The sequence below is a fragment of the Bacteroidetes bacterium GWF2_43_63 genome, assembly GCA_001769275.1.
Taxonomy (GTDB): domain Bacteria; phylum Bacteroidota; class Bacteroidia; order Bacteroidales; family DTU049; genus GWF2-43-63.
In genome coordinates this window covers 1-19,868 of record MEOQ01000025.1, presented here as the reverse complement: position 1 = coordinate 19,868, position 19,868 = coordinate 1, and the positions used below count along the sequence as shown (strand labels likewise).

16 protein-coding genes are annotated in these 19,868 nt (G+C 42.7%); 8 read left to right on the top strand and 8 right to left on the bottom strand.

Annotation, left to right across the window (positions count from 1 at the left end):
- Positions 1–65 precede the first annotated feature (65 nt).
- Positions 66–254 (top strand): hypothetical protein, encoded by a 189-nt coding sequence (locus A2W93_01125; GenBank protein OFY54716.1) that lies wholly within the window; start codon positions 66–68, stop codon positions 252–254.
- 59 nt (positions 255–313) lie between these two features.
- Here the strand turns inward: A2W93_01125 and A2W93_01120 are convergent, their stop codons facing one another.
- From A2W93_01120 to A2W93_01105, 4 genes are all read right to left on the bottom strand, one after another.
- Positions 314–2,458 carry a hypothetical protein gene (locus tag A2W93_01120; GenBank protein OFY54715.1) on the bottom strand — a complete coding sequence of 715 codons (2,145 nt, stop codon included), beginning with the start codon at positions 2,456–2,458 and terminating at the stop codon, positions 314–316.
- 135 nt (positions 2,459–2,593) lie between these two features.
- Entirely contained in the window at positions 2,594–3,208 is a 615-nt protein-coding gene (locus A2W93_01115) for a hypothetical protein (GenBank protein ID OFY54714.1), read from the bottom strand.
- On the bottom strand, positions 3,201–4,064 hold the full coding sequence (locus A2W93_01110; GenBank protein ID OFY54713.1) for a hypothetical protein: 864 nt from the start codon (positions 4,062–4,064) through the stop codon (positions 3,201–3,203). Before A2W93_01110 ends, A2W93_01115 begins: the two co-directional genes overlap by 8 nt.
- On the bottom strand, positions 4,061–5,113 hold the full coding sequence (locus A2W93_01105) for a riboflavin biosynthesis protein RibD (protein ID OFY54717.1): 1,053 nt from the start codon (positions 5,111–5,113) through the stop codon (positions 4,061–4,063). The genes A2W93_01110 and A2W93_01105 overlap by 4 nt, the downstream gene beginning before the upstream one ends.
- 103 nt (positions 5,114–5,216) lie before the next feature.
- Between A2W93_01105 and A2W93_01100 the strand changes: the two genes are divergently transcribed.
- From A2W93_01100 to A2W93_01075, 6 genes are all read left to right on the top strand, one after another.
- Complete coding sequence (locus tag A2W93_01100; GenBank protein ID OFY54712.1) at positions 5,217–6,083, top strand: hypothetical protein; 867 nt, start codon at positions 5,217–5,219, stop codon at positions 6,081–6,083.
- A 147-nt stretch (positions 6,084–6,230) separates the two neighbouring features.
- Positions 6,231–6,737, top strand: coding sequence for a hypothetical protein (locus A2W93_01095; GenBank protein OFY54711.1), 507 nt, complete (start codon positions 6,231–6,233; stop codon positions 6,735–6,737).
- Between the two features lie 8 nt (positions 6,738–6,745).
- Positions 6,746–8,584, top strand: a complete 1,839-nt coding sequence (locus tag A2W93_01090; protein OFY54710.1) for a hypothetical protein — start codon at positions 6,746–6,748, stop codon at positions 8,582–8,584.
- A gap of 74 nt (positions 8,585–8,658) precedes the next feature.
- A complete protein-coding gene (locus tag A2W93_01085; protein OFY54709.1) occupies positions 8,659–9,024 on the top strand; it encodes a hypothetical protein in 366 nt (121 codons plus the stop codon).
- Positions 9,025–9,030: 6 nt separating this feature from the next.
- A complete protein-coding gene (locus A2W93_01080; GenBank protein OFY54708.1) occupies positions 9,031–10,383 on the top strand; it encodes a peptidoglycan synthetase in 1,353 nt (450 codons plus the stop codon).
- Between the two features lie 43 nt (positions 10,384–10,426).
- Positions 10,427–11,509: a hypothetical protein gene (locus A2W93_01075; protein OFY54707.1), complete on the top strand. Its 1,083-nt coding sequence runs from the start codon at positions 10,427–10,429 to the stop codon at positions 11,507–11,509.
- 79 nt (positions 11,510–11,588) lie between these two features.
- Here A2W93_01075 and A2W93_01070 read toward each other — a convergent pair whose 3' ends face one another.
- From A2W93_01070 to A2W93_01055, 4 genes are read right to left on the bottom strand one after another with little or no spacing between them, the layout of a single operon-like run.
- Entirely contained in the window at positions 11,589–14,090 is a 2,502-nt protein-coding gene (locus A2W93_01070) for a hypothetical protein (protein ID OFY54706.1), read from the bottom strand.
- Positions 14,091–14,098: 8 nt separating this feature from the next.
- Positions 14,099–15,124, bottom strand: a complete 1,026-nt coding sequence (locus A2W93_01065; protein OFY54705.1) for a 4-hydroxythreonine-4-phosphate dehydrogenase PdxA — start codon at positions 15,122–15,124, stop codon at positions 14,099–14,101.
- A 47-nt stretch (positions 15,125–15,171) separates the two neighbouring features.
- Positions 15,172–15,780, bottom strand: a complete 609-nt coding sequence (locus A2W93_01060) for a hypothetical protein (protein ID OFY54704.1) — start codon at positions 15,778–15,780, stop codon at positions 15,172–15,174.
- Positions 15,774–16,712 carry a riboflavin biosynthesis protein RibF gene (locus A2W93_01055; protein ID OFY54703.1) on the bottom strand — a complete coding sequence of 313 codons (939 nt, stop codon included), beginning with the start codon at positions 16,710–16,712 and terminating at the stop codon, positions 15,774–15,776. The genes A2W93_01060 and A2W93_01055 overlap by 7 nt, the downstream gene beginning before the upstream one ends.
- Before the next feature lie 472 nt (positions 16,713–17,184).
- Here A2W93_01055 and A2W93_01050 point away from each other — a divergent pair, with 472 nt between their 5' ends.
- Entirely contained in the window at positions 17,185–19,575 is a 2,391-nt protein-coding gene (locus A2W93_01050) for a sodium-translocating pyrophosphatase (protein OFY54702.1), read from the top strand.
- Positions 19,576–19,868: the final 293 nt, after the last annotated feature.

Genomic DNA, 19,868 nt, shown 5'->3' with positions numbered 1-19,868 from the left:
CGACCTCTCCGAGGTCGGTTTTTGTTCTATCTTTTACCCGGCCAGAATGGCCGGGCTATTATTGTTTGACCTGCGCTGCAGGTCAGGAAAAATTCACAATAAGTATTTACACTCTTCCTTTGTTTTTATTGGATGAATTTCCTCAAAAACTTCAGAAAAAAACATGGGTGTCCCAGTGGCGAAGTCAGGAGAAGCTTTTTCATTTCATTAAGGCTGTTTTGCCCGAAGTTTATTACTATGCAGCCTTTATCTGATCTATGTTTCAGACGATAGACCTGTCAGTTGTCATTAGATTGCTCAAGGCCTTGCAGTGCTATTTTTTTCTGAATTCCAAAATGGTATTATCAATTTCATTCACCGCTGCAGCGATTTCATTTAAAAAGTGAATCTTGTCAGGCCGCAGCATTTCATGGTTGACAATCAATTGTGCTGAAATAGTGAACGTCTTGCTGTTGGACTCAGTAATGCTGAAAATGAATTTGCCATAGCCGTTATCAATATTAAACGACACGGGGACATTGGATAAAACAACATCCTGATCGAACGAAAGCTGATACACAAAAGTGTCGGTGAATAGAAAATCCGTGTATAAACTCGTAGTCCTTTGTTGTGCGCCGGGATTTGGCAGTATGTACGGAAACCAGTCGCGGAGGTTGATTTGAATGTTTTCCGATTCGGTTTTCAAAGGCGTTTGATAGCTGCAATCGATCCCAAAGCGAAATGGTTTTTCAACCGAAGGCGTGTAAATGGGTTTGCCAATCAGCACCGCATCCGGAATGTCAAATATGCGCTGCGCGTAGGCTGAATCAACAAACGGATGAACTTCGTTGTGTAAATAAGATCCGCGGCTGAGTGTCGAGAATTGTCCGGAGAGCGTTCCCCGGCCTTTAAAACCAATCTTTTTTTCTGCAGTTGAAACGGTTGCGAGTATCGTAAATTTCCGCGTGTTGTCAAGAATTCCTGATTTAGGCGTTTTAGAAATGTAGAGGGTGTCGGGCAAAGCTCGCTGATTTTTGGGGTCGAGATAATAATCGGTATAATGTACCGATGCTATGTCTGTTCCTTCGTAGTAGAAGGGAAGTTCATTGTAATAATATCCGGTGTTTTGCAGTTTCGGATAGATAATATCATAATGCACTGAATCGCGTAAAATCAGCAGTAGATAGTCGTCCTGCGATATCGGAGTGATATATTGCTTTGAGATTAATCCGCTTCGTTTATCTGAAAGAAATCCAAAATAATACAAGAGTTTGAAATCTTCCAGCATATATTTATAGGGCTCAAAGCGAAAAAATTCGCGCAGGACGCCGGCTTTGGTCGATTCTCCGTAATTGGACCCGGATGTTATTTCGTTTTTGTAATAGTCTGAATCATTGCTGTAAATAAAAGAACCCGCAATGCTGTTGTGGATTTCAGCAACATTTTCAATGATGCTTTCTCTGGTCACATTGTTTTTTTTGTGTTTTTCAAGAAAGCGCCGCATCCCAATGGATTCTTTGTTATTTACGCCCTGACTGATATCCAGGCGAATCGACCGGCCCGTATAATCCCTGTATTCGGCAAAAATTGCGTACTGAGGAATTGGTTTTTCCTCAAGCGTGTTTGGAATGGTGTACGAAAAATTCACCGGATGAAGAATGATTAATGCATAGGGCAATTCACGCCAGGCATAAATGTTTGGCTCAGAAAAAGCACCCGAGAGATTGCTGAAACTAAATAAATATTTTTTCGAGGCATCAACGGTATAGATGGTGTCGGGCTGGCTGAAATTGAATGTTTCGCATTCAAACCACACCGATTTCAAAATATCGAGTTCAAGTGAAGCTTTGCGGATCGGATAATTCCGATGGAAGAAGTAACGAAAATTCAGTAATTTGTCAATGTTTTCCGCCAAAGCAACATTATATGATATTTCAAAAATCAAAGTGTCGCCCGGCATCAGATCCTCTTTTATAGTGTAATCGTAATAGTCGTTTTCGCCATAAATCACATGCTCCGGCACAATCTGGCTTACGCCGTATTTGTAACTTCCGGTTTCAACCGGACGCACATTCACATCCAGTTTTAGTGGCCTTGATTTGTGATCTCTGATCAATGTTGCATCGAGCGTCTGATTTCTGATGCCGCTCCAGTCGCAGGATAGCTTTTCGTTGAGAGGGGCAATTATGCTGGCAGCAGGATCCAGACTGAGAGGCAGCGTTAATAATGACAGGCATTTTTCTGCGTCAGATGACTGAATTACTAACGTGGTTTTTTGTTTCAGATAAATCCGCATATCGGATGAATAAAGACCCGAAACATCAATTTTCACGTCCTCTGTTTCTGCATAGCAGGGCCAGGCTTGAATATATTTATTAAAAGTGCTGTCACTTATGGGATTGAACCGGATGGCGCCGGTGCCTTGTCCTGCAGTCTGAATTGCTAGGAACACGAGAAAAATCAACGAAATTTGTCTCATGATAGAATGATTTAATAACTAAATATAAATATCGCGGTAAAATTAACCAAATAAATATGAAAAGCAAATTATTTTATAGAAATTAGTTGTTAAAAGTAGATCAATGCAATTTTGAAAAATAATAAAATGGGCTGTTCAAAAAACCATCAACCCACTACTAATCTCGCAGGTAATGCCGGCTTTTTCAAGTTTCGATGAAATGATGTTGATGATGGATTCCCGCGCCAGGAGCTCCATGGAGCAATTGTTGTCGAAAATCTGGCTCTGAATTTTTACGCCATCGGTTTGCACAATTTGCATCACCGTATTTATTTCGGGATATGTGAAACTTAGTTGCAATGTGCGGGCGGTATGTTTTTCAACAATTCCGGCTTCGTCGAGCGCAAGACTGGTGGCGGTTTTATAGGCATGGATAAGTCCGGGCACTCCCAGCTTTGTACCTCCGAAATAGCGCACCACTACTGCAAGTACATTGGTTACTCCTGACGACAGCAATTGATTGTGAATGGGTTTTCCTGCACTGCCCGAGGGCTCTCCGTCGTCGTTGGCGCGAAAAATTTCTTTTTCAAATCCGAGTATGTAGGCGAAACAATGATGCCGTGCATCATAGTATTCCTTGCGCAGCTGCGCCTGAATTTCCTTTACCTGTGTCTCGTTGTCAACCGGAAATACGAGCCCGATAAACCGGCTGTTTCGGTCTTTGAATGTGGCTTGCGCGGGTTTTTGTATGGTCAGAAAAACATCAGCCATTTCCGAGTGCAATTAGTATAATGGCCACCACAGCCAGCCCCAGCCCGAAAATATTCCAGCCGCCCATTTTTTCTTTGAAGAAAACCAATCCGGTGACGGCTCCCAGACAGACAATCCCGGCATTGAACACGGGTATAAAAACAGTGACATCAACCAGGGTGAGGCCTTTCAGAAAAAACAGCGTGGAGTACCAATTCAGCAGCCCGAGCAGGATCCCGGCCAAAATACTTTTTAATTCAATATTTTTTTTATTGCGAATGCAGTTGAAAGTCACAAGCAAAATGCTGATGCCGAAGGCAATTCCAAATGCGGCGGTGAGATAACGCACCAGATCATCGTCGCCGCGCAGATAAAAGTATTGTGCGGTTTTTAGCAATGAATCGTTGGTGCCATTGCCAAGAAACAGTAGGATTGGTAGAAAAAGCAAAGCACTTTTTAAATAAAAATGTTCATTTCTTTTAAAAATGAAATAGAATGCCGGCAACGAAATAATGATGCCCGCAATTTTAAGAGCCTGCATGGATTCGCCAAACACAAGGAATCCGAGCGTTACCGGAATCAATACCGACATTTTACTGCTAACTGAGGTAATGGCAATGCCGACTTTGGCGGTTGAACTTGCGAAAACAAAAAACGTTAGAACCAGCAAAACGCCTGATGCTATGCTGAGCGGAAACCAATCAGCTGTAGCTAAAGATTGAACTCCATCCGGATTCACAGTCATCCATCCGGCAATAAATGCCACGATGTAATTTGTCGCAATTGCCTGAAGTGTATTAATACCGAACTTCGGAAACAGTTTGAAGCAAACCATGATGAGGGTTGACGTTATAAGCGCCAGTATCAGCCAGATCATAGTTGGTTGTTTTTAAAAATCTGCATTAAATCTTTATCAAATTCTTTTCGCCCGATTTCAGTCTTCGCTTTTAAAACCGGCGCCGGGAGCCCTTTCCCGAACATCTTATTGCCGATCAGAACGCGTGCTTCATCCCAAAGCCCGCTGCTGATAAAGGATTCGAGAATTTGTCGTCCGCCTTCAATCATGACGCTGCTGATGTTTTTTTCAAAAAGTCCGTTCAGGATATTTTTCAAAAGATCTTTATCAAAGTCAAGTTTGATGTATTCAGCTTTTTCAGTGATTGAATTCTGAATCGGATTGAAAACAATCGTTTTCTGATCGTTGCCGAAAATATTGTAATGCTCATCCGGGAGAGTGTCTGCAACGAGGATTCGCTGCGGATTCCGGCCGGTCCATTCACGCACGGTAAGCTGAGGATTGTCGTTCACCAGCGTGTTGTAACCAATCAGGATTGCCTGTTCCTGCGTTCGCCAGCGATGAACCAGTGTTTTCAGTTCCGGTCCGGTAATCCAGTTGTCTTTTTGTATTGCGGCCGGGTCGCTGCGGTCTATATCGATGAATCCGTCTTTGGTTTGCGCCCATTTTAGAATGATATAGGGCCTTTTTTGAGTATGAAAAGTCACAAAGCGACGATTCAGCCATTTTGCTTCTTCTTCGAGGATGCCTGTTTTCACCTGAATTCCGGCAGCGCGGAGTTTTTTTATTCCGTTGCCCGAAACAAGTACATTGGGATCCTGCATGGCAACCACGACCTGCGGGATTCCCATTTGAATGATCAAATCTGCACAGGGAGGCGTTTTGCCATGATGTGAGCAAGGTTCCAGATTCACATACAACGTACTTTCTTTCAACAGATGTTTTTCGAAAACAGAGGCAATTGCATTTACTTCGGCATGAGGCCCGCCGAACCGCTCATGAAAGCCTTCTCCAATGATTTTTCCCTGATGCACAATTACAGCGCCCACGTAGGGATTCGGCTCGGTCTTGCCGAAGCCGTTTTCGGCCAGTTGGTGGCATCGATGCATGTACTGTTCATCAGTATTCATGATGCGAAAGTAAGAAATTGTTTCGTAAAACCCTCGCCGGGTTGCGAACCTGCGAGGGTTGCTTTTTTCAAACATTTGATACATTTTGATTATATTTGTAAATATGAAACCAGCAACCATCCGCGAAATCATTTCGAAAATCGGTTCGGCCCTTGGCGACTTATACTCTGATCCATCCGAAGGAAAATCTGTTGCAGAGTTATTGCTGTCTGATCTGTTGCATACAACCCGCGCCGGCTTGTATGGGATCGGGGGTAAAATAGATGATCCGCAAATGCTTGGTCAGATCCAACAGTGTTTCGACCGGTTGTTAAACAATGAACCAGTTCAATATGTGCTGGGTAAAACCTGGTTTTGCGGATTGGAACTGATGGTAGCACCCGGAGTCCTGATTCCTCGCCCTGAAACCGAAGAGCTGGCAGAATGGCTGATTGAAAATCATGAGGCGGAGCAATACCAGCTCGAAATTATTGATATCGGCTCGGGAAGTGGTTGCCTGGCACTGGCACTCAAGAGCAGAATGCCCGGCGCAACTGTGACCGGCATCGATATTTCGGAATCCGCGCTGGCCCTTTCGTCAAAAAATGCGGTATCATGCGGATTGGATGTGAAATGGTTGAAGCTGGATATTCTTACTGAAAAATGTCCGGTAAATCCGCTAAAGAAGCTGATTGTTGTAAGCAACCCGCCATATGTGCTTGAAAGTGAGAAAACATCGATGGATGAAAGGGTGAAAAAGTATGAGCCTGGGAGTGCCCTGTTTGTGCCCGATGAAGATCCTTTGCTGTTTTATCGCCGGATTGTAGATGTTTTTAAAACTGATTCAAGTGCTATTTATTTCGAAATCAACCCATTGACGAGATATTTGTTTCAGGATTTAGCAAAAATAAATGGACTGAACATTAAGGAGAGAACCGACTTCTGCGGAAAGAGTAGAATGATTTGTTTGGCTGGTCTAAGTGGTATTTAATCAGGGCTTTGCCAAGGTAGTTAATTGTTTGTTGAGTTTTTTGACTGCAGTTTGACGATTTTTCACTTTGTTAAACGTGATCCAGAAACGGTTTTATTGTTGAATTGAAGGTATTTTCGCTTAAATTTGCAAAGCGTTTTAAACGTTTTGACTCAGGAATCATCTAAATTTAAAATTTTCTATATGAAACAACTTTTGAGGGGATTATTTTCTCTACTAGTCTTGTTTTCGGTTATAGCCGTCAATAATGTGTATTCTCAGGATGTCGAATTTAAGCGTTCTGGTAATTGGGAGTATCTTTATGAGGTTGAAGGCGTGAATTTCTACTATAAGGTTACCGAGTGTAATGACACTGCGAATGGATTTTTCCGTGAACATATATTGTTGAAGCTTGAAAACACCAATGACGGGGATATTGTGGCTGAATGGGATAACCAGATGTATTACAATGGCTCTTGTTTTAATTGTGGCGACAGACTTTCTCCGGAGCATCACAGGGCGGTTTCGGTACCGGCTAATTCAAGTATCGAGGGACGGTGTTTTACCTTTGGTGATAAAACGTTGACCATTTTCAGCCGTTTTCTGAATTATAAGGACCCTTCTTCAACACTTACGAAATTTGAATTAATCAATTTGATGATTAGTCAAAAATAAAACAGACTATGAAAAATGTATTTGTAGTATTGTTTTTTGCTCTGACAGGACTTTATAGTGCTAATCTATACGGGCAATGCTCAGTGGTTGCCTCTGCTTATCCAACCACCGTTTGTGAAGGTGATCCGGTGACACTCTCTTCGGCCGGAGCCTGTGGGTATCTGATGTATAATGATTTTAATAACGGAACAGCTGGTGTTGGTTGGGTGGCTACAACCGGGGTTACATTTTCTAACCCATGCAATCCCACTTCCGATGGCACTATTTATTTGTGGATGGGTTCTGCAGTACCTATTCCCCGTACGTTAACCACGGTTGATTTTAATGTTAACGGAGCATGTGAAATTTCATTCGACATGAAATATGCAATTCAATCTCAATCTTCACCGTGTGAAGGAATTGATGAGATGGATGAAGGTGTCACGATTCAGTATTCAATTGATGCAGGGGCAACCTGGGTTGATATAGCTTATTTTAGAGCTGATGGGGTTATACTGCCTAATGCAATTCTTCCTGGCACCGATAACAGCTCCATAACTAATAATAACACTCCTTTTACTGTCTGGGCAAATTATTCATTCCCCATTCCGGCTGCTGCTCAGACCTCAGCAACTCGTTTCCGCTGGATTCAGCAGGCATACACAAGTCTAAGCAACGACCACTGGGGGCTCGATAATGTAGAAATTTTGTGTCCTGCAAATGTTTTGGTGGAGTGGGATCATGGTCCCACCGTTTTCGATCCGCCACAGATTATACCTACTGCCGACACCTGGTATGTTGTTGAAATCACCGATACAGTGAGTGGTCTGACTGCTATTGACAGCGTTTTTGTAAATGTTGTTTCCGTGCCCACTTCAGACTTTTCTGTTACGTCACCTGTTTGTTCAGACAATTTCTCTACAATTACTTATACAGGTGCGTCGTCGTCGGCCACTTTCAACTGGCTTTTCAGTGGAGCCAGTGTTTTGAGCGGTTCCGGAGCTGGTCCTTACAACCTTCAGTGGCCTACCGGTGGAACCATGTGGGTGAGCCTTGAAGTAACCGACAGTGGTTGTACCAGTCCGGCAACGTATGATACAGTTGTTGTGATGCAGGCGCCCACTGCAGCATTTAGTGCAGATGACCACGAAGGTTGTCAGCCGCTGCCCGTAAATTTCACAGATCTTTCAAGTCCTCCCGGTTCTGTCTGGCAATGGAATTTTGGCGACATGACCACATCTCTGTCGCAGAATCCATCGCATACATACAATGCTGCCGGATTGTTCGATGTATCACTTATTGTGACAACAGCTCAGGGATGCGATGATACTGTGACCTATTCCAATCATATCAATGTTTTCAATCAGCCAATTGCCAGTATAACAGCCACACCTGAAATTACATCCATTGTAGATCCTGAAATTGCCTTCGGTAGTTCCAGTACTGGAGTTGCTGATTGGTTCTGGGATTTTGGAGATGGCGCAACTTCTCTTTCTGCTCCGATTGTTACGCATTCCTATACCACCAATGATATTTATAATGTCATGCTGGTTGTCTCATCCGCTGACGGTTGCCTCGATACGGCATATAAAACGGTTGAGATTATTGCCGAACCTAAATTTTACAATGTAATAACTCCTGATGGAAATGGCCTCAACGATGTATTCGAAATTAAAAACGCCGAAAGCATTCCAGGCCACCTGCAGATCTTTAATCGCTGGGGTAAAAAAATCTGGGAAAGTGAAGGTGAATCATACATGAATGACTTTGATGGTGAAGATTTCGCAGATGGTACTTATTATTACATTTACACCTATGGTGTGGAAATGGAAAATGAATATCAGGGAACTTTGACCATTCTGAGATAATTAAAAATATTTGTACTTTTAGGGACCGTTTTTTAATAGAAGCGGTCCTTTTTGTAAGATGAAATACATTAATCATGAGTGATAAATTGTGTCTTGAATGCGGTGAAACCCTGCTGGGTAGAGCTGATAAAAAATTCTGCAGCGATCAGTGCCGCAACACGTTCAACAACAGGATGAACAGCGATTCAACCAACCTGGTGAGAAATATCAACAATCAGCTGCGTAAAAATCGCCGGGTGTTGACAGAACTTAACCCCGAGGGGAAAACCAAAATTCATAAGGACAAGCTGTTGTCAAAGGGATTTTCATTCAGATATAGTACACATAGCTATACAACGCAAAAGGGCACCACCTATTACTTCATCTACGATCAGGGGTATCTGGCACTTGAAGATGGTTATTATTTCCTTGTTGTTGACAAACGTTTGCTTGATAAATAAACAGGGATGAGAATTCATTTTATTGCTATCGGCGGGGCAGCCATGCATCAACTGGCCATTGCACTGCACCTCAACGGAAATAAAGTATCAGGATCCGACGATGAAATTTTTGATCCGGCACTATCCAATCTCAGACGATATGATCTGATTGGCGCTGATTATAACTGGAATCCAGATGCAATCACACGCGACATAGATCTGATAATTCTTGGGATGCATGCCCGGATTGATAATCCTGAGCTTATTAAGGCAAGGGACCTGGGACTCGATGTGGTTTCTTTTCCTGAATTTGTTTATCGTTCCAGTCAGAATAAAAAACGTGTGGTAATCGGCGGTTCGCATGGCAAAACCACCATCACTTCGATGATTATGCATGTGCTGAAAGAGTGCGGACGACCTTTCGATTACCTTGTCGGAAGCCGTGTTCGTGGGTTCGAGGTCATGGTTTCGATCAATGAAAAAAACGATCTGATTGTTATTGAGGGCGACGAATATCTTTCAAGTTGCCTCGATCCACGTCCGAAATTTCATCACTATCATCCGCACATTGCGGTTGTAAGCGGCATTGAATGGGATCACATCAATGTCTTTCCTGAATTTGAACAATATGTTGATGCTTTCCGGACCTTTGTTTCAGCAGTACCCGATGACGGCAGCATTATCTGGTGCAGCAACGATCACAATGTAGCTCAGCTGATGTCGGAGTTTAAAGGTGTTGCCGAAAAAGTCCCTTATGCTGCCGTTCCGCATATAATTGCTGATGATCAGGTGAAAGTATTATGCGGTTCTGTTCCTATACCAGTTAATGTTTTTGGCGAACATAATATGCTGAACATGTCAGCGGCGCTCGAAGTGTGTCGCAGACTTGGAATCAGCGATGAGTCGTTTTTCTCCGCCATTTCCGGATTCGAAGGCGCCGCGCGGCGTCTGGAGACTATTTATGAGGAGGGCGGCTTACGTATTTTTCGTGATTTCGCACATGCTCCGAGCAAGCTGAAAGCTACGGTCAATGCGGTTAAATCCCGTTTTCCCGAAGAGCAGCTGATTGCCGTTTTCGAACTGCACACGTTTAGCAGTATGAATAGGAAATTTCTTCCTCACTACGCCCATGCGCTCGATCAGGCCGATGTAGCGGCTGTATATTTCTCGCCGCATGCTTTTGAATTGAAAAAGCTGGAGCCCTTTTCTGAAGCCGAAACCCGTGATGGCTTTAAAAGAAATGACATATGTGTTCTTACAAATCCCGATGCTATGATTGACTTTGTCCGGGCAAATCTGAAAAAACCGGCAAATATATTGCTAATGAGCTCCGGCAATTTCGACAATGCAAATTTTGACAGAATTCCATTGTTGAACTAACAAAAAAACCTAACTTTGTAAAAATTAAAAGGAGAATACAAAAATGAAAAAGAGCACTTTGATAATTACATCATGTCTGATGTTAATGTCAGTTTTGTCTTTTGCCCAGGAAAAGGCAACCATTCAATTCCAGTCAAAAGTGTATGATTACGGAAAAATAAGGGAAGCTGATGGCGCGGCAAAAGGTGTTTTTACATTCACAAACATAGGAAACGACACGCTTCTCGTTACCGCTGTTCGCCCAAGCTGCGGCTGCACTGCCTCTGACTATACCAAAGATCCGATTTTGCCAGGCGGAACCGGAAAAATTGAAGCCACCTACAATGCCGCCGGTCGCCCGGGGCCATTCAACAAGGCGATTACAGTTACCACCAATGATCCTGACAACGCCTCAATCGTACTCACCATCAAAGGAGAAGTGACGCCCAAGTCAAAATCAAAAGCCGATGAATATCCCAACAAAATTGGGAACCTTTATTTCAAAACCAATCATCTGGCATTCCAGGATTTGAAAGAAATTGACATCAAAATAGATACTTTCAAATTATACAACAACGGCACAAAACCGCTAAGCATTCAGTTTAGCAATCTGCCTTTGTTTCTTAAAGCTGAAATTAAGGACGCTGTTATTAAGCCCGATATGGAGAGCGCCATTATAATCACTTACGACGCCAAGGCCCGTGCTGATTACGGTTATGTGTTCGACAAGTTTTTCCTCACCACCGATGATGATGATCAGCCGGAAAAGCTGTTGTATGTGAGCGCCAATATCGTTCAGGATTTTTCCTGGATGACAGAAAAAGACAAGAAAAAGGCTCCTCATATTCTTTTCGAGAATGAGTCGTTTGATTTTGTAACAGCAAAAGATGGTGACAACATTGAGTACAGTTTTAAATTTCAAAATACAGGAAAGTCTACACTGAAGATTCTGAAAACAAAGGCCAGTTGCGGTTGTACAGCAACTGATCCTGTAAAAACAGTTCTCAAAAAAGGTGAATCAAGCGAAATTAAAATCGTTTTTAATACCACCGGACGTAAAGGAAATCAGCATAAAACCATTACTGTTATTACGAACGATCCTGACAAATCAGTGATTGTCTTGCACATTCAGGGAAATGTTGAATAACAATATTTCAGAATTCAAAACCCGCCTCAGTGCGGGTTTTTTTATGGCTAAATTTTTATTTTTGAAATAATATTTTTGATTAATCTCTCTGTATATAAATCCGTTTGACGCGGGCCGAAACAGAGGTCAGCGCTTCGTAAGCAATGGTCCCCATGGCTTCGGCATAGGCCGAAACTGAATTGTGGGTGCCAAATACTTCTACCTGATCGCCTTCCTTCGCGTCATGAATGTCGCTGATGTCAGCCAGGCACATATCCATGCAGATATTTCCAATCACGGGTGCAGGTTGACCATTGATATACACATTCCAAACACCGTTGCCCATATTGCGATGAAACCCGTCTGCATAGCCAATGGCAAGAGTTGCGATGGTTCTTGGGTTGTTTGATTTTGCTTTGCGCGAATAACCTACCGATTCACCGGCGGCAATTTGTTTTATCTGAAGAATCCTTGTTTTGAGTGACACCACTGGCAATAATTCTCCTGAATGAAGCCCCGACGGATCAATGCCATACATGCCTATACCCAAGCGAACCATATCGAGATGTGCTTGCGGGAAACGAAGGATGGCTGCGGAATTTGAAATATGCTTCAGCACCGGATATCCAATGGCTGTTTCGAGTTCAGAATAAAATTTTGCAAAACGCTCCAGCTGCAAATCCGTGTAATCGTTTTCCGATGCGTCATCCGAGGAAGTGAAGTGAGAAAACACCGTTGCGACATGAACAGAATTTCTATATTCATTTAAAATCAGAAACAATTTCTTTTGATCACTTTCTGTAAATCCAAGCCGATGCATGCCGGAATCGAACTTGATGTGAATCTGCACCGGAAGCGGGATAAAAGAAGAATAGAGCTCAATATTTTCGATTAGTTTCTGAAGGGTGGAGAAACTATAAATTTCAGGTTCTAGTTTGTGACGGAATAAAAAATAATAATTATTTTCTTCCGGACTCATGACCATAATCGGGAGTGTGATACCTGCATTTCGCAGTGCTACGCCTTCATCGGCATAGGCTACCGCCAGATAATCAAACCGGTGATATTCAAGATGACGGGCAATTTCAACTGCACCACTGCCATAGGCAAATGCCTTAACCATAGCCATGATGCGGGTTTCAGGCGTTAGTTTGCTTTTGAAATAATTGATATTATGTGTGAGTGCGTTCAGATTTGTTTCAAGTATAGTCTCGTGCGCTTTGTCTTCAATCAATGCGCTGATTCGCTCAAATCCGTATCTGCGTGCGCCTTTCAGCAGTATCATTTCATCGCGGAAAGTACTTAGCTCAAAATTCTGCAGGAAATCTTCTGTGCTTTTGAAAAAATATGCTTCGCCTGAAAATTTACTGCTGTTGTTGTACAGGTTTTCTCCAATACCGATGAACCGGTTAATGCCTCGTTTTGCGATTAGTTGTGCAATTTCAGCACTCAGGTCTTCGCTCTTGCGGCCACTTTCAAGGATGTCGGATAAAATGATGGTCTTCCGGTTGTATTCCTTGTTTTTTTCAATAAAATCAATGGCAATGGAAAGTGAGTTGATATCGGAATTGTAACTGTCGTTGATGATTGAACAGCGGTTTTTCCCTTCCTTAAGTTCGAGTCGCATTTCAATCGATGATAGTTTGCGAATGCGTTCTGCAATGAGGCTTTGAGGCATGTTCTCGGACAGCATGAATGCCCAGCAGTGCATAATGTTTTCTACAGATGCCTTATCAATAAAAGGAATGAAAATTTCAAGTGATTCATTATTTCTTTTTGCAGTAACATTGGTGCCATTTGCGACAGTAGCAGTATCAATCACCTGAAGCCAGGTATCGTTTTTCCGGCCCCACGAAATCATTTCAACTTTTTTGTTCAGCCCGCTGCTGATAAGCTTTTGCTCAACTTCAAAATCATCGGAGCAATAAATTAGTTTTTTACAATTGACAAAGAGCTGAAGTTTCTCCGCTGCTTTTTGGCGGTGGTCGATGAAATTTTCATCATGCGCTGTGCCAATATTGGTAAAAATTCCTGCAGTTGGCTGAATGATTTTTTCCAGATGCTGCATTTCACCGGGTTGTGAGATGCCTGCCTCTAATATCGCAAGCTTATGATTGTCGGCAAGATTAAAAACAGATAAGGGGACTCCGACCTGACTGTTGTAACTTTTCGGGCTGCGAATAATGTCGGTGTCTGGCGAAAGCAGCTGATAGAGCCATTCTTTAACCATTGTCTTGCCATTGCTGCCTGTAATAGCAATAACCGGAATTTTGAATTTTTCTCTGTGTGCAGCTGCCAGTGCCTGGAGTGAAGCCAGTGTGTCTTTTGTTTTTAAAAGAACTGCATCCTGAAAATATTGAAGGTTGTCAGGAGTTTCAGAAACAAGGAAAGTCCGTACTCCTTTGTCGTAGGCTTCTTGTAAAAACAGATGTCCATTGTGTCGTGCACCCTTCAGTGCAATAAACAGAACATTTTCTCCTTCAGCAATGTGACGGCTGTCGGTAACAATCCCTGAAATCCGCATTTTTTTTTCGGCATTCAGCAGGCATTCAGCCTTGCAGATTGAGATGATATCATTAACCGAAAATCGGACGGACTTCATGTGCAGAATTACTTGTTGTTATTGTAATTGAGCCGGTTGTGAAAAATTTCAACTCCAAGTAAGAGCGCATTGCGGAACGAATTACAACTGGCCATATTCTTGCCGGCAATATCATAACCGGTACCATGGTCTGGCGATGTGCGTATAATCGGCAGCCCTGCAGTGAAATTCACGCCATCTTCAAATGCCATAACTTTAAAAGGAATCATTGCCTGATCATGATACATGGCAAGAACAGCATCGAAATTCCTGAATGTTGCGTTTCCAAAAAATCCGTCTGACGGAAATGGTCCAAAAGCATTGATGTGATTTTCGAAAGCCTTGCGGATTGCGGGTTCTATGATTGTTTTCTCTTCATCGCCGAGGAGAGTTTCGTCGCCGGCATGAGGATTGAGGCCAAGTACAGCTATTTTTGGATTTGAAATTCCAAAGTCATATTTTAATGAATGATTGAGGATTGCCAGTTTTTTCTCAATCAATTGAATGGAAAGTTCCGATGAAATTTTATTCACGGGGACATGGCCGGTCACAACACCTATTCTGAGGTTTGGACTAATCATGAGCATCATATAATCCTTGGATTTGCATTTTTCAGCCAGATATTCCGTGTGACCCGGAAAATGATAGGTTTCTGACTGAATATTGCTTTTGTTGATGGGCGCAGTAACTAAAATATCGGCATTACCCGCATCAATGTCGGAAATGGCCATCTCAAGCGCTTTGTGTGCAAGCTGCCCGGACACCGGATCCGATTTTCCAAATTCAATTTTAATTTCTTCGTTAATCACATTGACGATATATGGCTTCCCTGCTTTTAGTTGCGTAAGGTCACGGATCAATGTGAGTTGATAATCGCTGACTGTTATTGTTTTGCGGTGATAGGATGCTGCTTTCGAATTGCCATAAATGACAGGCACGCAAAAATCGAGCAGGCGACTGTCAGCCAGGGTTTTCAATATGACCTCATAGCCAATGCCGTTCACATCGCCATGGGTAATTGCAGCGACAACTTTTTTATGTTCACGTTCTTTCATGATCGAAAATATAGGAAAGCAAAGGTACTTAAAAATAAACGAATTCCTTAATCTTTACAATTGCAGCCCTGCGAGAAATATATGGTGGTTTCAGGCAGCATTAATTCAATGACTTCCTGTTTTTCGCGCGACATGTAAATAACGCGCATATCGAGGTATTGAAGCGTTTCGCTGAGTTTTCCGATTTCATTTGGCAGCTTGTCAAGTTGATTTCCCCAAAGATCCAACACGGCAAGATGGCTCAGCAGGCCGATTTCACGAGGCAACTCAACAATTTCGTTTTGATTCAGAATTAATGATTTCAACGAAGATAGCTGTCCGATTTCCTTTGGAAGTCTGACGAGGCGATTTCGTGAAAGATTCAGTACCCGAAGTTTTTTCAGCTGCATAATTGAAGCGGGTATTTCTTCAATTTTATTTCGCTTCAGATCGAGATATACCAGATTTGGACACTGAAAAACCACATTGGGAATTGTGGTTAGCTTTTGCCTCGACAAGTCGATGTATTCAACAATATCTGTGTTGCTGGCAATCTGGTTTGTATCGGTATAAACAATCGCAGTCGATATTCCCGAAGGTGTAAAGTCAGGTATTTCCTGAGCTCCGAGCAAAGCTGGAATAAAAATCAATGCAATATGAATAACCTGTTTCAACATATTCTTCCGAAATACTTAAACGCACGATCGCGGTCTTTTCGTATCTGGGAAACAAGTTCTTCTCTCGAATTAAATTTAATTTCTTCGCGAAGAAAGAGCAGAAATTCTATAGTAAGCTGATCGTCGTAAACAATTTTATCGAAGTCAAAAAGATGAGCTTCGATATGCATACCGCTGCCTTCAAAGGTTGGCCTGCTGCCGATGTTGATTATGCCTTCGAAAGATTCGGAATCATGCATGGCTTTGATAATGTAAACTCCCGGCGCAGGCAGAATTTTTTGAGGATCCTGCAGCTTCAGATTAGCAGTAGGGAAGCCGAGTTCACGTCCGATTCCAAACCCTTTTATCACATCGCCGGTAAAAGAATAATTGTACCCGAGCATGTCATTGGCCATCTGAATATCGGCCGAGGATAATAGATTTCGGATTTTAGTAGAACTGATATTGAACCCTGAATTACTGATTGCCGGAATCTGAATCAAAGAAAATCCATACTTGTCGCTGAGCTCCGAAAGTAAAGCGAAATTGCCGATCCGATCTTTACCAAACAAATGATCATGACCTACGACCAGACTTTTCATTTTTAATTTTCCAACAAGGATTTCAGAAATAAATTTTTCCGCTTGCATCGAAGAAAATTCGGGAGTGAAATCCTGAACATACAGGTAATCAATTCCGAATCGGCTGATCAGTTGAGCTTTTTCGTCGGGAGTTGAAAGTATTTTGAGATCAGAGGAGTCCGATTTAAGCACAAAGCGCGGATGGGTGCCGAATGTAAAAACCACTGAGTCAAGCTTGTTTTGAATGGAAACGGATTTCAGGAATCGCAAAATTTCAGAATGACCGAGATGCACCCCATCGAAAGTGCCAACGGTGACACAAGTGCCTTCGGTTGTGAAACCTGTTCCTGCTTTGCTGTCTGATATCTGCATATGGGTATTGTGAATTGCAAAGATATAAATTAGTAGCCAGTTGTGAGTTGCTGGTAAACTGTTTTGAATCTCACGAACTCATAACTGCCAATGACATGATAATGCAAAATTTTCGCTGTACATCATAGGCTGGGCGTAGTCTAAAATAGAAAATCTGTTGGGCTGAGTCTGGAGACTCAACCCAGCAAATATTTTTAATAAGACTACGCCCAACCTCTGAAAACCGATATTCCATCGTTCGACTATCGGGAGAATATGGAATCGTCGGTTTTGCTGCAAACATAACGATTCCATATCCTCAGACTCCTTCGTCGCCATCGGACGATGGAATATTATGTTTGGCCAATGGTTGTATTTGTTTATTTAAGCGCTGAATGGGCGGATAATTTATGCCATATGTCATATTATATGTTTATATTGAATAATGTAGTACTTTTGCAAAAATTTTCACTCACCTAAAATTAATGTGTTTATGAGAAAAGCGTTTGCCATTCTTACAGCTCTTTTGGCTGCACCAATGCTTTCGTTGGCGGGGGAAGCCGACCTTGTTGTTCCTGATGGAATGAAGGATTCAACTATTTTGTATTGGGGTTTTCTGGTTACTCTTGCCGGAATGTTATTCGGATTGTATCAGTTTATTAAAGTTCGGAAACTGCGCGCACACAGCTCTATGCTCGATGTGGCCCAGGTAATTTTTGAAACCAGTAAAACCTATCTCCTGCGTCAGGGAAGATTTCTGGTTATTCTTTTTATCTTCATCGGCTCTGCCGTTGGATTCTATTTTGGATTTCTTTCCGAAGGATTCGGCTTTGGTGCTGTATTGATGATCCTTGGCTGGACAATCGTTGGTATTTTAGGTTCCTATGCAGTTGCATGGTTCGGAATCCGCATGAATACACTGGCCAATGCCAGAATGGCTTTTGCTTCGCTCGAGCGCAAACCGCTTAAACTTCTTAATATTCCTTTGAATGCTGGTATGAGTATCGGTGTCATGCTTATCAGCCTTGAGCTGACAATCATGCTCATCATTCTTATGTTTGTTCCCGGCGAATATGCGGGGGCCAGTTTTATTGGATTCGCCATTGGTGAGTCACTTGGTGCTTCGGTGCTTCGTATTGCCGGTGGTATTTTCACCAAAATCGCTGACATCGGTTCCGACCTTATGAAAGTGATTTTCAAAATCGGTGAAGATGATCCCCGCAACCCTGGTACCATTGCCGACTGTGTGGGCGATAACGCCGGTGACAGCGTTGGACCTACAGCAGATGGTTTTGAAACGTACGGCGTAACTGGTGTTGCTCTTGTTTCATTCATTCTTTTGGCCATTACAAACGTTGATTATCAGGTGCAATTGCTAACCTGGATTTTTGTGATGCGCGTACTTATGATTATCACTTCAGTTGCTTCGTTTGCAATAAACAATCTTATCAGCCGTGCCCGCTATCACAATGTTGACGAGCTCGATTTTGAAAAACCGCTCACTTCGCTGGTTTGGATTACTTCAATTCTTTCAATCTTTGTGACTTTTGCGATCAGCTATATTATTATTGGAGATATGCCCGGCGATTTGTGGATAACACTCAGTGTAATCATCTCTGCCGGAACGTTGGGAGCTGCACTCATCCCTGAATTTACAAAGCTTTTCACCAGTCCAAAATCTGCTCACGTGCAGGAGGTAGTTGAGTCTTCGCGCCGTGGGGGTGCTTCGCTTAATATTCTTTCCGGTCTTGTTGCCGGTAACTTCAGTGCTTTCTGGCAAGGCCTCGTATTCGTTGTTTTAATGGCGATTGCATATTTTGCCAGCATGTACGGACTGGGAGACATCATGGTGTATCCATCCATTTTTGCTTTTGGCCTCGTGGCTTTTGGTATGCTTGGAATGGGCCCTGTAACCATTGCCGTTGACAGCTATGGTCCCGTTACTGATAATGCTCAGTCGATTTACGAGTTGTCGCTCATCGAAGAAATACCAAATGTAAAGGAAGAAATTGAAAAGGATTTTGGCTTTACACCTGATTTCGAAAAATCGAAGCATTATCTTGAATCCAACGATGGAGCAGGAAATACATTCAAAGCAACGGCAAAGCCCGTGTTGATTGGTACTGCTGTTGTTGGAGCTACCACCATGATTTTCTCATTGATTCTTGTAATTAAAGAAGCGCTTGGTGTTGACCCTGAAACTATTCTCAGTATTCTGAATCCATATTCAATCCTCGGATTCATCCTTGGCGGTGCTGTTGTTTACTGGTTCAGCGGTGCTTCAATTCAGGCTGTAACTACCGGCGCAGGTCGTGCGGTGGAGTATATTAAAAAGAACATTAATCTCGATCCGAATGCGCCTAAGAAAGCGGATACCGAAAAATCGAGACAGGTGGTTGCCATCTGTACCCAATATGCTCAGAAGGGAATGTTCAATATCTTCATTGTAATCTTCTCTTTTGCGCTTGGAATAGCTTTCCTCTCAGCTCCCGGCGAAGGTGGCTATAATGCCCCGGTTGCCATGTTTGTGAGCTATCTTATCTCAATTGCATTGTTCGGACTTTTCCAGGCGATTTTTATGGCCAATGCCGGTGGTGCATGGGACAACGCGAAAAAAGTGATTGAGGTTGATCTGAAAGAAAAGGGAACGGAACTTCACGCTGCTTCGGTAGTGGGTGATACCGTGGGTGATCCTTTCAAAGACACTTCTTCAGTGGCGCTCAATCCTATTATCAAGTTTACTACATTGTTTGGACTTCTTGCTATGGAAATAGCCATCAGTGAGTCGTTCAGAGGTGTTGCCAAGTATGTGGGAGCATTGTTTGTTGTTATTGCTCTAATTTTTGTTTATCGCAGCTTTTACAGCATGCGCGTAGATAAATAATTCCAATAGCAGATATTCAAAAAGGCCGGCATTGTCCGGCCTTTTTTATTGAGTTGATATACCATTGCCGAAGTCGAAAGTTACAAAGCATCCCGACATTTTACCCCAGCAAATGTCACATTGAGCCCCGCTGTCATATTGAGACATCCAACAGAGCTCGCTTTGCAACCTGAATTAAAAATGACCCTTTAAGTTGCTGTCATCCTGAGACCACCAGCAAAACGCGTTTTGCAACCTAAATAAAAAATGAACAACTTTGTGCTCGCAAGGAGATTGCCGGCGATCACTTGGTG